This is a genomic window from Candidatus Regiella insecticola LSR1 (assembly GCF_000143625.1).
GTDB classification, from domain to species: domain Bacteria; phylum Pseudomonadota; class Gammaproteobacteria; order Enterobacterales; family Enterobacteriaceae; genus Regiella; species Regiella insecticola.
This window is the reverse complement of the sequence record NZ_GL379590.1, coordinates 97,326-113,575: the sequence shown is the minus strand read 5'-3', so window position 1 is coordinate 113,575 and position 16,250 is coordinate 97,326. Positions and strand designations below refer to the sequence as shown.

Sequence of the window (16,250 nt, the reverse complement as noted above, 5' to 3'; positions counted from 1 at the left end):
ACCAAAATTCTTATATGAATGCTAGTTTCCGAAGAGGTCTATTATTTAAAGGGTTTACTTTAAGTGAGAAAGTTCCGTTCTTTGTCTTAGTTTTCTGGTCAATTACGGCAAACCTGGCGGCAAAAGTATTAGACTCTTCTACATCAAAATTTGGACCACTGAATGGTATAGTTTCGTTCTTTGCCTTAGTTTTCGGGTCAATTAAGGTAAACTTGGCGGCATAAGTATTAGACTTTTCTACATCAAAATTTGGATCACTGAATGATATTTTAGCTGACATGTTCTTATCGCAGACTATGTTTAAATTCGTTGCCAGTTTTTTAATCTCTCCGGGATTAACAGATCCAAAATCTAATTCACTGTTATCGAATGTTATTTTACAACCTGCAGGCGTTACTTTAGCCTGTACACTCAGAGCTCCACTCGCTGGATTATCCGCCAACACAGCACCCGCCCAACTATTTAATACCAATATTGAGGCCAATAAAGCCCCTTTTTTCTTTAACAACATATTATTTCCCTTTTGACGATAAAATAAAAAAGATAAACTATCATGCGAATGTATAGTTAACCTGGATCAATTGTAATGAATTGTCAGTTTAGCTTCTTGCAAAAAACGCTTATTTTGTCAAAACGTTATTTATATTGATTGATTTTCTTTACATACAAATTGAAACCATTAACCTTATTTAATAACAACTCCCGCTGTGTGATGGCAATATTTGAATCCTTAAAAATTCAAGTGAGAAATGGATTAACTCATTAGCAGAAAATAAATTAACTTAGGGATAGGTAATAGTAAAATTAGCTCTATCTTTAGCATAACTATCCGTAGAAATATTATTGTCATCTGCCGGTATATTCGAGCTTTTAAAGGCAGATTGAATAATAGGAACCTTCTTTTCAGCCCCAACAGTACTTTTACCTAAATGGTTATCATCACTGACTGACACTGTAGCTAACGTTTTAGCAGGACAATCTACTTTTAAATGCACTGTTTTAGATTCTAAATCTCCCGAAACTGAGACAGCATTGCTTTCATTATTCAATAGCAGTTTACAATTTGTAGCTATCCTCTTAACCCTTATAGTCAGAGATGCAGAAGTCTGATCATCAGCCAACACAGAACCTACCCAACCATTTAGCATCACCATCAAGGCCAATAAGGCTGATCTTTTCTTTAAAAACATATTTTATTTTCCTTTAAAGATAATGAAGTAAAGGCGCCCTGCGCACAGCAATCGAGTACATAAGTATGGCAAACACCGTATATAGCCGAATCAGTTTAATTTGATTCTGCGTTGTCGTCGCTTGCCGTACTATTTGTACTGTCTGTGCTCCTCCGCCTTGAATCAAATTAAACTGATTCGGCTATAACATCGAATTCACAATAAAATATCATAGGATGGTATCGTTAACCTGAAGCAATTGTAATGAATTGTCAATTTAGCTTATTGCAAAAAATACTTATTTTTTCAAAACGTTATTTATATTGATTGATTTTGTTTACATACAAATTGAAACGATTCAATTTATTTAACAACAAATTATTTAAAAATAAGTAGGGGTTTAGTATCAAATAAATTCGAGGAGGGAGGATTAACCTCATTATTCTCTAGCGGCCAGATAAAAATTTCTGGCACAATGATCTGTTGCCAATATTGAAGGTACAGTTCATGGGCTATCAGCAGGGCAAGCAATGACAGTATCCATAACGCTATTTTTTTCGATTGAGGGCGATACTTCAACCATGGCTCGATTAACCTTCGTGTCCTACTCAGGATAAAATCAAGTGTTGAACATAATCGTTCAGCGATAGCCGCCTCTTTTTTTCGTATCAACATATGAGCTCGATTTATCAGACTAGCTAGCTGATTATTCGGTGCAATAATATCGGTTTCGTCGTCACAGTTGACATCATGATGACAAACAACTTGCTCTCTGCCGTGATGAGCCGCCAAAGGGGTGAGCTTCTTTTTATTAGCATTAGCTACCATAGCAACATCCTCGGCATTTTCTGGCTGAAAATCGATCATAGCCTGCAGATACGATGCGATGGAGGCTGCTGGCGCGACCTTCTGTAGCTTTAAACGGGGATTAGTCTTGATTAATGCTTGAATGCCAGAATGTTCTTTCCAAATAACCAAATGAGCACTTGCCTGTAAATAGTCACTAGGAACGGGATCATCTACTAACAAGTTTCCTCCTGGTAATTTAATTGCTTGCTTGACAAAATCATCTAACGGATTTAATGGATTTTCATAATGACTGAAATTTTTAAAATATAAGTTCGGCTTATTAACAACGATAACATTCAATGCGACGGGGTTTAGAGAATCTGAGCTTGGCGAATGCTGATGGGATAGTGATGTAATTGAGAGCGGTGCCGACATTTTAATCTTCTCTGTCCTGTTTTCAAATAGTTAACCTAACTAATAAAATCATTACGTATCTTTACGTACAAAAAAAGAGGTTATACAGCCTATTGCACCGTACTGCTTGCAAAAAACGCTCATATAGCCAAATCAGTTTAATTTTATTCTGCTACACCAGGGCGCGACCCGTGGAAATTTTTGTGTTAACCGCTATTTGTGGACTCGTGCGTATTTTTTCTGCCCTTTTTTCTTATTACCGTATTCTTCTTGCAACCCATCGCACAAACTCAGTATTTCTTTACCGCAAAAAAACATATAAACCAGGCAAAATATACCCACAGTCCTTCACGTTGCTGCTAGGCAGCCAGGGGTGAGACCGATGAGCATATACCCAATAAATTTCGAGTTACGGCAAGGCGGCAATCAATTGAATCGGTACATAACAGAGGATGAATGATCGCTGCCAACGCCGCCGTAACTTAAAAAGATGAAGGATATAGACATATGGCCGAATCAGTTTTTAATTTGATTCAAGGCGGAGGAGCGCAGACAGTACAAGATAGTACGGCAAGCAACGACAACACTTAAATCAAATTAAACTGATTTGGCTATAGGCGGCCAGGGGGTGAGACCGATGAGCGTAAACAACTACGTGATTCGGCGAACACTCGCAGCCAACAACGCGGCGGCTTCAAAGGCGAAGGGTATAGGACATACGAGCAAGGGAGAGCATCATGTCATTGGCAATTATTTATACCCGTGCCATGCTCGGGATACAGGCCCCCTCGGTTTCTGTTGAAGTACATATTAGTAATGGCTTACCGGGTTTCACTCTGGTTGGTCTGGCTGAAACCACAGTAAAAGAGGCACGCGATCGGGTACGCAGTGCGCTTATTAATAGCGGGTTTTCTTTTCCGACCAAACGTATCACGGTAAATCTAGCGCCTGCCGATCTCCCTAAAGAAGGGGGGCGTTATGATCTGCCCATTGCTATAGCGATACTGGCGGCTTCAGAACAAATCCCAAATAATAAATTACGCCATTATGAGTTTATTGGAGAACTCGCCCTGTCTGGAACGCTACGCTATATTCATGGCGCTATCCCGGCGGCTCTTATTTGTGTCAAAGCGCAACGACAACTCATCTTACCAGTAGCTAATAGTGCAGAAATGGCGCTAATTCCTCAGGGACAGGTATTAATCTCGAAACATTTATTAGAAGTCTGTGCTTTTTTACAAGGGAAAAAAGAACTACCGTCAATCATTAGCAACAATGATCACAATGCCCATAAAAATCAGCATCAACAAAATAACCACGCTGATCTGCAAGACATTATTGGCCAGCAGCAAGCCAAACGGGTGCTGGAAATTGCAGCGGCAGGGGGGCATAACCTGTTATTGTTAGGTCCACCAGGAACAGGCAAAACCATGCTAGCTAACCGACTGATCAGTCTATTGCCCCTATTAACGAATGAAGAAGCGCTGGAAACCGCCGCCATACCAGTTTGTTACATAATAATGATTATTTGACACAATGGCGCAACCGCCCTTTTCGAGCCCCACACCACAGCGCATCAATGGCGGCGCTCGTCGGAGGAGGCTCGATACCTCGTCCAGGAGAGATTTCGCTGGCTCACAACGGGGTATTATTTCTTGATGAATTGCCTGAATTTGAGCGTCGAGTATTAGATGCGTTACGTGAACCCCTCGAAGCAGGTGAAATTATTATCTCGCGTGCCACAGCTAAAATTTGCTTTCCTGCGCAGGTACAACTGATTGCTGCCATGAATCCTAGCCCCAATGGGCATTATCGTGGCCGCCATAATCGTACCTCACCACAACAAATTTTACGTTATTTATCAAAATTATCAGGCCCTTTTTTGGACAGATTCGATCTCTCAATAGAAGTGCCCTTATTACCTCCCGGTCTATTACAAATGCAAAAAAACCAGGGAGAAAATAGCGTGACGGTTAGACAACGAGTATTACAAGCAAGACAACGACAGCTAGATCGCGGCGGGAAAATCAATGCTCAGCTGAACAATAAAGACATGGAGCAATTTTGTTGCATCACAGCAGAAGATGCCAAGTTCTTAGAACAAATACTACTGACGCTTGGTCTTTCAGTGCGTGCTTGGCATCGTATTTTAAAAGTGGCACGAACCATTGCTGATTTAGCACAACAAGATCACATTCAAAAAAACCATCTGGCAGAAGCATTAAGCTATCGCTGTATGGATCGTTTACTTTTGCAACTACATAAAAATTTAATATAAAACCCTATGGCCGAATCAGTTTAATTTGATTCAAGGCGGAAGAGCACAGACAGTACAAATAGTACGGCAAGCGACGACAACGCAGAATCAAATTAAACTGGTTTGGCTATGGCACAGGTGAGGTAACTATAGAAACGCTTAAAACGTATGTTGCCAATCAAAATAGCCCGGAGTAGCCATCCTTAAAGCCTTGCGGGCTTTTCGCCTTATATCCCCGCCCACATTGGATGAGGGTTTAGGCGAATTTTGCTAAACCAAAGTGATTACATTGCGCTATCCCTCTCCTTCTATACCCAATGAATTTCGAGTTACGGCAAGTGCATATTATCATCAAGAAGATCACTCAATAACATGAAGGAGATCACTTATTCACGGTGTTTGTCAGCAATTGCCAATCGATAAGTAATCGAGTCTGTAATTCTATACTGGCAACCGACAGGGCTTGCATCAATTCCGGCAATTCCCTTGGTGTCAATGTGGGCATGTTTTTCTTTTTTGGTTTTTCAAAAGCTTTACCGATACCGCCCGCAGGGTTGGCATCAATTAATCCACAGTTAACGGCAAAAATCATGATTTCATTTAACCGTTGCGTTAATCTTTTTACCGTTTCCAGCGCGCCTTTGGCCTTGACGGGCTCCAAAGCAGTAATAAGCGTGCGTGCTTTAATCTCCTGTATCCCTACCTGTCCAACCACAGGAAAAATATCACGTTCAAGCGATCGCCATACATCACGGGCATGGTTTGCCGTGATACTGGATTGCTTAATTTTAAACCACTCAGTGGCAACCTTTTCCAAGTATTAATCCTAGCCGCTTGCTCACTGGCTAATATCGTTCGTTGGTACTCTTGTGGATCAATCTTTTTTGCCAACAGGGCTTTTGCAGCCTCTCGCTTCTGCCTGGCTTCAGCCAGTGAGAGGGCGGGATAATGGCCAAAAGTGACCGTCGTTCTTTTTTTACTCAGGGGGTGATAGTAGCGAAAGCGCCATGTTTTAACACCCGATGTTTTGACAAATAATAATAAGCTGCCACCATCATGTAATGATAAATCTTTGCCGATGGTTTTTGCTGCTTTTACTTCGGTATTCGTTAGGGGTTTCGCCTGTATTGCCATGTTCATCACCCTTTAAGGACTATGGGATTACCTATTTTGGAATCTAAAAAAACAGAGTCCCTTATGTAGTCCTAAAAAAACAGGGTATAACCATGCCACACCCAAATAAAACAGGCAATAAAAAACCCGCAAACCTAATTGGAGTGCGGGTTTTTCTTGGTTTACCGGTACTTTCTGGTGACTACCGATAGTTTATTTGGTGGAGCTAGACGGGATCGAACCGTCGACCTCTTGCATGCCATGCAAGCGCTCTCCCAGCTGAGCTATAGCCCCAAGGCATCAATGTATTTGCTTTGAACCGGCCGGCATCATATGAAACCACTGAAATGCTGTCAATGATTAAATCCAAATCCTAGGTTTAAACGTTAGACCTCTTCGGAAACTATCATTTATCTAATTTCCATATTATAAATTGCAGCAATCAGATTAAATCTTAATCCAAAACGTTTTCGCCTGTTTCGATAACGGTCTGATACAATTTTAAATCTTTTAATCATACCAATGACATGTTCGTTTAATACACGCTGGCTTGATAACGCACGATTGTTGCGTTTATCTTCTTTTGTTAAGGGATTTTTCTTTGTCTTTTTCTTAGGCAACGCCGAGTTTGAATGAATCTTGCCAAGCCCTTGGTAACCTGTATCGGTAACTGTTTTGATGTCAGGATGTATTCGCACACCAGACTCCTTAAACAACCTAAAATCATGGCGCCTCCCATTCGTAAAGCTTGTACAGATGACTGCTTTACTTTTTTTATCAACGAGCACTTGTGTTTTTAAGGTGTGTCGTTTCTTTTTTCCTGAGTAAAACGGCTTTTGTTTTTTTGGGGACGTTCAATCGGCGTTTCTGTGGCATCAATAAGAACCAGCTCATACTCCCTATCCCTTTTTAATACAGCTTTGCGTCCAGGTAGGGCAAAATCAGGATGCTTTATTAGCGTATTCTCTATCCATTTAATCGTTTCATAGCATGTGCTCTCACTCACGCCATAGCTTTGGCTGACATGAAAATAAGTGCGATATTCTCGTATATACTCCAGTGCCATTAATAAGCGCTCTTCTAAACCCCGCTTGGGTTTCCGACCTCCCTTCCCTTGCTTACTCTTATCTGCTTCATTCAATATCTTTATCATCTTTTCAAATGTACTGCGTTTAACACCCGTTAAGCGACGAAATTTTTCCTCTTCCAGTACTTTTATTACTTCATATTTCATGGCGGCTCCTTGTTCAGGAGTGTTTTACCAAAATTCCTCATGAATGCTAGTTTCCGAAGAGGTCTAATGTTATTCAGTGATCGCCTTTGAAGCCGCCGCGTTGTTGGCTGCGGGTGCTCGCCGAATCACGTAGTCTATCTACGCTCATCGGTCTCACACCCTGGCAGCCGAAGGCAACTTCAAAGGCGAACGGTATAAGCCGCTAACCTTTCCAACCGCACGAAGCAGATAGGCTCTCAATGATTAAAAAACTACACATTAAAACCTGGGGTTGCCAGATGAACGAATATGATTCATCGAAAATGGCAGACTTACTGGCGAAAACTCACGGCTATCAACTGACTGAAGTACCGGAAGAAGCCGATCTTCTGCTACTTAATACCTGTTCAATACGTGAGAAAGCACAGGAAAAAGTTTTTCATTTATTGGGGCGTTGGAAACTGTTGAAAGACAGTAACCCGAACCTACTGATTGGTGTCGGCGGTTGTGTTGCATCACAAGAAGGAGAAAACATCCGTCAGAGAGCACCCTGTGTTGATATTATATTTGGGCCACAAACTCTACATCGCTTACCTGAAATGATCAACCAAGTGCAGGGGAGTCGTAGCGCTGTCGTTGATATTAGTTTTCCTGAAATTGAAAAGTTTGACTGTTTACCAGAGCCGCGGGCTAACGGGCCATCTGCGTTCGTCTCCATTATGGAAGGGTGCAATAAATACTGTACTTTTTGTGTGGTGCCCTATACGCGCGGAGAAGAGGTGAGTCGCCCCTGTGATGATATTTTATTCGAAATTGCTCAATTGGCAGAACAAAACGTTCGTGAAGTCAATTTACTGGGGCAGAATGTAAATGCTTATCGTGGGGCGACCTATGACGGTAATATTTGCAGCTTTGCTGAATTATTGCGTTTGGTAGCAGCGATTGATGGCATTGATCGCGTGCGTTTTACCACCAGTCATCCCATCGAATTTACTGATGATATTATTAAAGTATACGAAGATACCCCTGAATTAGTGAGTTTTTTGCATTTACCGGTACAAAGTGGTTCTGACCGTATATTAACGATGATGAAACGTGCTCACACCGCATTGGAGTATAAGGCAATCATTCGAAAATTACGTAAAGCCCGCCCGGATATTCAGATTAGTTCCGATTTTATCGTTGGTTTTCCTGGTGAAACACAAGACGATTTCGAACACACCATGAAATTAATCGCCGAGGTTAATTTTGATACCAGCTATAGTTTTATTTATTCATCGCGTCCTGGCACGCCAGCTGCGGATCTGCCAGATAACGTCTCTGAAGAAGAAAAGAAACAGCGTTTACATATTTTACAGCAACGCATTAGTCAACAGGCCATGCATTTTAGCCGCGCGATGGTTGGCACGATACAGCGTGTTTTAGTTGAAGGCCCCTCACGGAAAAACCTGATGGAGCTGGCCGGCCGCACTGAAAATAACCGCGTGGTTAATTTCGAAGGGTCACCTGACATGATAGGTAAATTTGTTGATGTAGAAATCGTCAGTGTTTACGCTAGCTCATTGCGCGGCGTTCCAGTACGTACTGAAGCACAGATGGCATTGCGGGTGAATGAATCACCGGGATCTGTCATCACTCGGACACGTAAAGAAAACCCGCTTGGTGTCAATTTTTATCAGCCTAGTTAGTCATTCAGTTCAGGCTGGAAAAACAGCCTATAAAAAATTAAGCTCGATTTTTAAAATCAAATTTTTGCCGAAATGCTGAATCACATAGACCATCTGTGACGGGGTTCGATTGATTGCCGCCTTGCCGTAACTTGATTTGGCTATACACCGCAAATTGATGTTTTTTACAACAGACCTCTTCGGAAACTAGCATTCATGAGGAATTTTGGTAAAACACTCCTGAACAAGGAGCCGCCATGAAATATGAAGTAATAAAAGTACTGGAAGAGGAAAAATTTCGTCGCTTAACGGGTGTTAAACGCAGTACATTTGAAAAGATGATAAAGATATTGAATGAAGCAGATAAGAGTAAGCAAGGGAAGGGAGGTCGGAAACCCAAGCGGGGTTTAGAAGAGCGCTTATTAATGGCACTGGAGTATATACGAGAATATCGCACTTATTTTCATGTCAGCCAAAGCTATGGCGTGAGTGAGAGCACATGCTATGAAACGATTAAATGGATAGAGAATACGCTAATAAAGCATCCTGATTTTGCCCTACCTGGACGCAAAGCTGTATTAAAAAGTGATAGGGAGTATGAGCTGGTTCTTATTGATGCCACAGAAACGCCGATTGAACGTCCCCAAAAAAACAAAAGCCGTTTTACTCAGGAAAAAAGAAACGACACACCTTAAAAACACAAGTGCTCGTTGATAAAAAAAGTAAAGCAGTCATCTGTACAAGCTTTACGAATGGGAGGCGCCATGATTTTAGGTTGTTTAAGGAGTCTGGTGTGCGAATACATCCTGACATCAAAACAGTTACCGATACAGGTTACCAAGGGCTTGGCAAGATTCATTCAAACTCGGCGTTGCCTAAGAAAAAGACAAAGAAAAATCCCTTAACAAAAGAAGATAAACGCAACAATCGTGCGTTATCAAGCCAGCGTGTATTAAACGAACATGTCATTGGTATGATTAAAAGATTTAAAATTGTATCAGACCGTTATCGAAACAGGCGAAAACGTTTTGGATTAAGATTTAATCTGATTGCTGCAATTTATAACATGGAAATTAGATAAATGATAGTTTCCGAAGAGGTCTAATGATCTAAGTGAGTTCATCGTTTCCAGGAATGGAGAAAGTGGTAACTGGAGGATGATCAATTCAAAATCAAATTTACATCCTAAAAATAGTGGTGGTTCCAAGTGATGCTCTCGCGCCAGTGTCTACGGCGTCGCCGTCTGGCTATTTACGCGGCGGTATGGCAGGTTTGTTGAACTACGATATGTTTAGTAGTTTGTCGAAAAGCCCGTGGGACACTTCTCGTCATAGCTACGTGTCATTGGAAAATGGGTTTAATGCCGGCGATTGGCAGGTACGCAGTCGGCAAATTATTAATCAATCTAAAAGTGGTACGCAATTCACCGCACTACAGACTTACGCGCAGCGCACCTTTACCAATGTTGGTTTGCAATTACAAGCGGGTCAAATTAATGTCAGGAGCTCACTGTTTGCTATCCCCTCCTTATCCGGTATGCAAATAGAGCCAGATCGCGCGCTAAATCCGGTATCAGGCTCCGGCATTACCGTGACCGGTATCGCCCAGACGCCTCAAGCACGTGTTGAAATTAAACAGAACAACCAGCTGATTTATTCTACCTTGGTTCCCGCGGGACGTTTTACCCTTCCTGATGTACCGACGATCAGTGCGAATACTGACCTCCAGGTCACAGTGAATGAAACTAACGGTGAAAAGCATCATTTTGTGGTGAGCGCGAGTGAACAGAATGCGGCTCAGCTTAGCCAACCCGAAGGGTTATCTTTTGCATTGGGGAAAGTTCGTCAGGAGAGTGGTGGACAGGTGTTACCCTGGGTGGGGAGTTTTTCTCAGGGCTGGCGGATCAATTCACAGCTAAATTTGAGTGGTGGTGCGCTACTCGCTCAAGGCTATCAGTCTTTGGCGGCGCGAGGGGAGTTCATGCCGCTGAAAAATTGGTTATTAAGAAGCAGCTGGTGGTTAAGTCATGATCAACAGCATTCAGTGCAAGGGCAAAACTTAGAGCTATCAAGTACCTATCGTCCGTTAAAGAATGTGGGGATCACAGTGCGCGCGGGTCATAGCAGTGCCGGCTATCGTCACTTGACTGATTCCATGTATCAAAATCATCAACAAGGATTGAGTACCCATACTTTTGGTGCTTCTGCTCATTGGTCACTTTCTTATCTAGGGGGATTTTCGCTCGGTTATACCCGTTTTGTCAGCCAGCAGACGACGCAAAGTATCAATATCGGCTGGGGAAAAACGATTGGTAAAGTGAATATTCGTGCTGATTGGCAGCAAGGTCTTGGGCGCTCTAGCACAAAAAATAATGCTGATCAGCTTTTTGTTAATGTTAGCCTGCCATGGGGTGAGCAACATATCGACAACTATTACCGTCGTAGCGGCAGGAGATCCACCATGGGTAGCAGCATCAATACTCACGGAAAAATTACGCCGGCATTGAATTATTCACTGGCCGCCAATCATGAATTTACTGAAAAACACACCGGGATCAGGGGTAGCCTTAACAGCAATCTGCATTATACAAAAGTCAATGTCAGTGCCAGTATTGATACTAATCGGCGCCAAAATTATAACGTTAGCACGCAGGGAGGGGTGGTCGCACATGCCGCAGGGATCACCTTTTCACCGGAGCCGATACAGGAAAGCTTTGCGATTGTGAAATTGGATCAAAAGGTAGCAGGAATAGCTATTGATACCGGGCAAGGGCGTGTGTGGACCGATTTCTGGGGACAAGCGGTGGTGCCTTCATTGCCTGCCTATCAATCATCAAACGTTGAATTAAACACGGAAACTTTGCCGAAAAACGCGGATGTGCGCAATGGCTTACAATCGGTTAAAGTTGGGCGCGGTGCGGTGACTCAGCTTAATTATCAACTGCTGAGGGAGCGTCGAGCGTTGCTGAATGTCACCTTGCCTGATGGCCGTCCTTTGCCTAAAGATAGTTTAATTGTCGACAGTAATCAGCAATACATCACTTCTTCTGTAGATAACGGCGTGGTTTTTATCAATAACATCCCCGCCAGTGGCACCTTATTGGTCGCGGCTGAAAACGGCAATGAAGCCTGCCGTCTGATGTATCCACTCAATGAACAACCCGATTTGGAGAACTATTATGAAACCCTTGCCGCAACTTGTGTTTTTGAAAAAGCGTAGTAAAGCATTAATTCGTCGTTGGTGGGTAGGGGGATCCTGTTATTGCTTGCATTCTCACAGGGGTCACAAGCACAACAATGTCAAGTGAGAATGAGTCCAGAGTCATTTCATTACGGTAATAAGACGTACGCTCAAGCACAGGATTTTCCTGAACGTGACGTATCGTTAATAGTGACTTGTGGCGGCAAACCTCCTACTAGTCTCGAAGTAAAATTTAGTGGAGCCTCTTCAGATCCTCATTATTTTTCTTTTGGTGATAATGGGCAAATAGCAATAAAATTAGTCGCTCCACCTCAAACCGATTTTAAAATACGGCCTCAGCGATCAGATACGCCTTGGCTTGGAGGAAATCTCTTCGAGATATTACCAGGAGATTCTTTCCGTATAACAAATATGAAAGAGGATACGCCTTTGAATTTAACACTGAAGATAAAACCGCAGATAAACAAAGATATCTGGTCAGTACCTGATAAAATGAAATTAAAGGCCGCCATTACAGCGACCATTGAAGAGGTCTATTGAAAAAAATCGATGTTTGTTAATTGTCAGGGAGACGTTATAAAATGGCGCGAAAGTGACACCCCGGTGATGATGACAAACGGAATGATTAATGAATAAAATCGACCTGATAAAAGAACTAGAAGAACGTGGCTTGATTGCTCAGATTACGGATAAAGAGGCGCTAACACAGAGACTGGCGCAAGGTTCTCTCTCGCTGTACTGTGGATTTGATCCTACCGCTGATAGTTTACATTTAGGGCATTTAGTGCCGTTGCTGTGTTTAAAACGTTTTCAACTCGCAGGCCATACCCCCATCGCTTTGGTGGGTGGTGCCACGGGACTTATCGGCGACCCCAGTTTTAAAGCCGAAGAACGTAAATTAAATACGCTAGAGACAGTGGATCAATGGGTAGCAAAAATTCGCCAACAAGTATCTCCCTTTCTTGATTTTAAAAATGATAAAAATCGCGCGATCACCGTCAATAATTATGATTGGTTTGCCCAGATGAATGTGCTGACTTTTTTGCGCGATATCGGCAAACATTTCTCTATTAATCAGATGATCAGTAAAGAAGCGGTTAAACAACGTTTAGATCGTCATGAGAGCGGTCTTTCTTTTACCGAATTTTCTTATAATTTATTACAAGGCTATGATTTTGCCAGCTTAAATAAAAAACACAACGTAGAGCTACAAATTGGTGGATCCGATCAATGGGGCAATATCACCTCGGGGATTGATCTCACCCGTCGTTTACATCAACAGCAGGTATATGGTTTAACAGTACCGCTAATAACGAAAGCCGATGGCACTAAATTTGGTAAAACAGAAGCAGGAGCCGTTTGGTTGGATGCCAAAAAAACCAGCCCGTATAAATTTTATCAATTTTGGATCAATACTTCTGATGCCGATGTTTATCGCTTTTTAAAATTATTCACCTTTATGGCGTTGGAAGATATCAAGGCGTTGCAAGAAGAAGATCAACTCAGTGGCAAGCCGCCAAGAGCACAGGCGGTGCTAGCAGAAGAAATGACCAAGATGGTGCATGGCGAGACAGCATTGGCAGCAGCGCAGCGTATTACTCAGAGTCTTTTTTCGAGCCATTTTTCTGACATGACGCAAGCCGATTTTTCTCAGTTAGCGCAAGACGGCATGCCCACTATTGATTTATTCTCTGATACTGATTTACAACAAGCTTTAGTCAACGCAGGGTTGGCTCCTTCACGTGGGCAAGCACGTAAGTTGATCAGTGAGAACGCGGTGAAAGTGAATGGTGAAAAGCAAGGTAATGCGCAATATTCCTTCACTGATGCCGATCGTTTGTTTGGCAAATATACGTTACTGTGTCGAGGGAAAAAACATTATTCCTTAGTGAGCTGGTTACCAAAATTAAGTTCATCATCATCATAAAATGGATAATTCATGACTGCCTCTGTTTGTTGTTCCGCGCGTGAAGGCTCTGCTATTCGCCAATGTAAAGAAATGTTGCCCAGTATAACGGCCTTTTTGTTGGGTATTGCGTTACCCAGTTCCACTTTTTTAATCCAGCTTTCCTTGGTGCTGGTTTTACTCTGTGTACTGCTCAGATGGGATGGTAATGCGGTAAAAGTATTGATACTAAATCCGCTGGTTTGGCTACCTATGGCTATATTCTCTCTGCTGGCGCTCTCTTTACTGTGGCAGCAAAATCTGTACGGGCTTGAGATGGTCGCTAAATACAGAAAATTGTTATATGTTCTGCCATTAGCCCTTTTTTTCTTACTCTCTCCTCGGTTAATTAATGATTTTATTAAAGGTTTTTTGCTAGCGAATGCGGTCATATTGGTGATGAGCTTATTGATAGCGGTTTTTCATCTTCCTTTTGGCTCTTACGATCCCCTCAATCCCACTGTTTTTAAACTGCACATCACCCAAAATTTCTTTATGGCGCTGGCTGCGCTTTTTTGGTTTAAAAATATTTTTCTGTATCAGGGCATAAAACGTTGGGCTTATGCGTTTTTATTCGTGGTAGCCCTCTATAACGTGTTGTTTATGCTGCTGGGTAGAACCGGTTATGTTGCACTCATTGTTGCAATTGCGGTATGGGCAAAACTTTCACTGTCTTTCAGACAGCAATTAATGGTCGCTACTTGTGCTGCTTTTTTAGCGTGCATTTTCGTTATGGTGCCTAATCGTGGCCATGATCGCCTACAACTGGGTATGCAAGAAATAGAGGAGTGCTCAGCCGCCGATGTCGAAGAGATGAAACTGTCTTGCCATAGTTCAATGGGATTACGTAAAGCATTTTTACTACAGTCTTGGCAATTCATTAAGCAAGCCCCCTTATTTGGCCATGGTGCGGGGGGGGGGGTCTATACCATTCCTAAAATGGGCTATAAAGTTAATAATCCACATAATGAATATCTGTTGCAAACCGTTCAATTGGGTTTGATAGGGCTGATGCTTTTTCTTGGCTGGATGTTAAGTATTTTCCGCGCCGCCTGGCAACAATCTTCAGCAATAAAAAACCTATTTATAGCGCTATTCAGTAGCTATATGATTTGTAACTTATTTAATTCATTTTTGCTTGATTCTTCTGAAGGCAATTTTTTTATCATCGTTACCGCTATACTGGCCAGTTATTCGATGTACAGTAAAACCGCCGTCTTTGAGAAGATGTCGAACGAAAAATGCGATCTTATACCCACACCCCCTGGCCGCGCTTAGCGGAAAACTTCAAAGACGAAGGGGATACACTTCTGGGATTGCTTGATTGCCGCCTTGCTGTAGCTCGAAATTCATTGGGTATAATCGATAGAATTGAAATCATTTGTAATAAAATAAATGTATATGATATTTTTTATAATAATTAAAATGGTTAATAATGAATTCGGAACAAAGACTAGGCTATCTTGCTGAAATTTTAGACATGCCGAGCTTAGGGTTTGACGAAAAAGGCTGTTGTGTCCTGACCTTCGATGATATGCCGATTACTTTTCAAGCGTTAAACGATCATTTGATGATGACGATTTATATCACCAAATTGCCAGAGGATCTGTCGGCTAATTTTTACCTTAATCTATTAGCCGCCAATTTTTATTGGGAAGCCTCAAAAGGCTGCACCTTAGCGGTTGATCCCGCCAGTCGATCATTGGTTGCCCATATTATCGATAATGAAGAAGAGCGAGATATTAAACAGGCGATAGAATCTTTGCTCAATATTACTGAGCAGCTTCATGCTGTGTTGAAGAATCCTCCCTTACCGAAACAACGACAAGATGTTAGCGCCATGAGATTATGAAATAAAAAGACGATGTAGTTTTATAAAGAGTCTTTAGGTAAATAAATTAGATAGTTTATTTTATAAAAATATTAAAAAGAAAAGGATCCAGTTATGGAGGTACTAGCACTGCCAAATACTCCGCCGTCTACCTATGAAGAATGGGAGAAAATACATAAAGAGATAGCTGAGCAATGGCTTATTTGTACTGACTCAAAATCTATAAAGGTTATTTATGATAAATCCTCGGAAACTTTCTTAATAAAAAGTGGCCTTGGAAAAACACGAGTGAAGTTAATGAGGGTTGGGGAGGGAGACGTTCAAACTGTGACTGATCTGTTTAGTAAGGGTATTTTATCTACTAAGGAAGAGAGGGAAGAGCTATGCAATTTCTTACGGGCGGCGAAGAAGGAATTCTCTGATTATGCAGTTAAATACGGTAAAAGGACCCCTGGCGGCGTGGATTTCCTATGGCGCGCGTTTAATAACCCTATAGCCCTTAGCTGGTCATCTGGATCACCCTCTGCCTCACTATTTCATCATGTAGAAGAGTTTGATAACACTGCCGAATCGCCATTTCAAGCAAGAGGTGCTGGCCAGGCAGAAGCGGTTGGTGGACCCGCTGACCCGTCATCTTCGCAACAGTCTTAA

14 protein-coding genes, 1 tRNA gene and 1 pseudogene are annotated in these 16,250 nt (G+C 42.0%); 9 read left to right on the top strand and 7 right to left on the bottom strand.

All coding sequences use genetic code 11. The features are described 5' to 3' along the window. Positions 1 to 10: 10 nt before the first annotated feature. The 3 genes from REG_RS04095 to REG_RS04085 form a co-directional block, all read right to left on the bottom strand. Positions 11 to 511: a hypothetical protein gene (locus REG_RS04095; protein WP_006704578.1), complete on the bottom strand. Its 501-nt coding sequence runs from the start codon at positions 509 to 511 to the stop codon at positions 11 to 13. Positions 512 to 782: 271 nt separating this feature from the next. Continuing rightward, entirely contained in the window at positions 783 to 1,190 is a 408-nt protein-coding gene (locus REG_RS04090; protein ID WP_039907260.1) for a hypothetical protein, read from the bottom strand. Between the two features lie 357 nt (positions 1,191 to 1,547). Next, complete coding sequence (locus REG_RS04085) at positions 1,548 to 2,393, bottom strand: hypothetical protein (protein ID WP_006704576.1); 846 nt, start codon at positions 2,391 to 2,393, stop codon at positions 1,548 to 1,550. 716 nt (positions 2,394 to 3,109) lie between these two features. Here REG_RS04085 and REG_RS04080 point away from each other — a divergent pair. Continuing rightward, a pseudogene (locus REG_RS04080) lies at positions 3,110 to 4,650 on the top strand (YifB family Mg chelatase-like AAA ATPase). A gap of 361 nt (positions 4,651 to 5,011) precedes the next feature. Here the strand turns inward: REG_RS04080 and REG_RS14100 are convergent. From REG_RS14100 to REG_RS11935, 4 genes are all read right to left on the bottom strand, one after another. Further along, a complete protein-coding gene (locus tag REG_RS14100; RefSeq protein WP_407078943.1) occupies positions 5,012 to 5,446 on the bottom strand; it encodes a phage integrase central domain-containing protein in 435 nt (144 codons plus the stop codon). After that, positions 5,329 to 5,763 carry an integrase arm-type DNA-binding domain-containing protein gene (locus REG_RS14095; RefSeq protein WP_039907257.1) on the bottom strand — a complete coding sequence of 145 codons (435 nt, stop codon included), beginning with the start codon at positions 5,761 to 5,763 and terminating at the stop codon, positions 5,329 to 5,331. The genes REG_RS14100 and REG_RS14095 overlap by 118 nt, the downstream gene beginning before the upstream one ends. Before the next feature lie 197 nt (positions 5,764 to 5,960). Continuing rightward, positions 5,961 to 6,036 (bottom strand) — tRNA-Ala (locus tag REG_RS04065). A gap of 116 nt (positions 6,037 to 6,152) precedes the next feature. Next, a protein-coding gene (locus REG_RS11935; RefSeq protein ID WP_260200023.1) for an IS5-like element ISRein1 family transposase occupies positions 6,153 to 6,976 on the bottom strand; the annotation gives its coding sequence in 2 pieces (ribosomal slippage) (positions 6,153 to 6,589 and positions 6,589 to 6,976; 825 coding nt in all). 239 nt (positions 6,977 to 7,215) lie between these two features. Between REG_RS11935 and miaB the strand changes: the two genes are divergently transcribed. The 8 genes from miaB (at position 7,216) to REG_RS04010 (ending at position 16,250) form a co-directional block, all read left to right on the top strand. Further along, entirely contained in the window at positions 7,216 to 8,643 is a 1,428-nt protein-coding gene (miaB, locus tag REG_RS04050; RefSeq protein WP_006704574.1) for a tRNA (N6-isopentenyl adenosine(37)-C2)-methylthiotransferase MiaB, read from the top strand. A 236-nt stretch (positions 8,644 to 8,879) separates the two neighbouring features. Continuing rightward, a protein-coding gene (locus REG_RS11930) for an IS5-like element ISRein1 family transposase (protein ID WP_260200192.1) occupies positions 8,880 to 9,703 on the top strand; the annotation gives its coding sequence in 2 pieces (ribosomal slippage) (positions 8,880 to 9,267 and positions 9,267 to 9,703; 825 coding nt in all). A gap of 143 nt (positions 9,704 to 9,846) precedes the next feature. Then, complete coding sequence (locus tag REG_RS04035) at positions 9,847 to 11,841, top strand: fimbria/pilus outer membrane usher protein (RefSeq protein ID WP_141553614.1); 1,995 nt, start codon at positions 9,847 to 9,849, stop codon at positions 11,839 to 11,841. 90 nt (positions 11,842 to 11,931) lie between these two features. Beyond that, on the top strand, positions 11,932 to 12,363 hold the full coding sequence (locus REG_RS04030) for a hypothetical protein (protein ID WP_141553613.1): 432 nt from the start codon (positions 11,932 to 11,934) through the stop codon (positions 12,361 to 12,363). A gap of 88 nt (positions 12,364 to 12,451) precedes the next feature. Continuing rightward, on the top strand, positions 12,452 to 13,750 hold the full coding sequence (gene tyrS, locus REG_RS04025; protein WP_006704570.1) for a tyrosine--tRNA ligase: 1,299 nt from the start codon (positions 12,452 to 12,454) through the stop codon (positions 13,748 to 13,750). A gap of 12 nt (positions 13,751 to 13,762) precedes the next feature. Then, on the top strand, positions 13,763 to 15,046 hold the full coding sequence (locus REG_RS04020; protein WP_006704569.1) for an O-antigen ligase family protein: 1,284 nt from the start codon (positions 13,763 to 13,765) through the stop codon (positions 15,044 to 15,046). A 157-nt stretch (positions 15,047 to 15,203) separates the two neighbouring features. Continuing rightward, positions 15,204 to 15,620, top strand: a complete 417-nt coding sequence (locus tag REG_RS04015; RefSeq protein ID WP_006704568.1) for a type III secretion system chaperone — start codon at positions 15,204 to 15,206, stop codon at positions 15,618 to 15,620. A gap of 93 nt (positions 15,621 to 15,713) precedes the next feature. After that, positions 15,714 to 16,250, top strand: a complete 537-nt coding sequence (locus REG_RS04010) for a DUF2203 family protein (protein ID WP_006704567.1) — start codon at positions 15,714 to 15,716, stop codon at positions 16,248 to 16,250.

Coding starts and splice junctions, on each gene's coding strand:
- REG_RS04095 (WP_006704578.1), bottom strand. CDS start 511: ATGTTGTTAAAGAAAAAAGGGGCTTTATTGGCCTCAATATTGGTATTA.
- REG_RS04090 (WP_039907260.1), bottom strand. CDS start 1,190: ATGTTTTTAAAGAAAAGATCAGCCTTATTGGCCTTGATGGTGATGCTA.
- REG_RS04085 (WP_006704576.1), bottom strand. CDS start 2,393: ATGTCGGCACCGCTCTCAATTACATCACTATCCCATCAGCATTCGCCA.
- REG_RS14095 (WP_039907257.1), bottom strand. CDS start 5,763: ATGGCAATACAGGCGAAACCCCTAACGAATACCGAAGTAAAAGCAGCA.
- miaB (WP_006704574.1), top strand. CDS start 7,216: ATGATTAAAAAACTACACATTAAAACCTGGGGTTGCCAGATGAACGAA.
- REG_RS04030 (WP_141553613.1), top strand. CDS start 11,932: ATGAGTCCAGAGTCATTTCATTACGGTAATAAGACGTACGCTCAAGCA.
- tyrS (WP_006704570.1), top strand. CDS start 12,452: ATGAATAAAATCGACCTGATAAAAGAACTAGAAGAACGTGGCTTGATT.
- REG_RS04020 (WP_006704569.1), top strand. CDS start 13,763: ATGACTGCCTCTGTTTGTTGTTCCGCGCGTGAAGGCTCTGCTATTCGC.
- REG_RS04015 (WP_006704568.1), top strand. CDS start 15,204: ATGAATTCGGAACAAAGACTAGGCTATCTTGCTGAAATTTTAGACATG.
- REG_RS04010 (WP_006704567.1), top strand. CDS start 15,714: ATGGAGGTACTAGCACTGCCAAATACTCCGCCGTCTACCTATGAAGAA.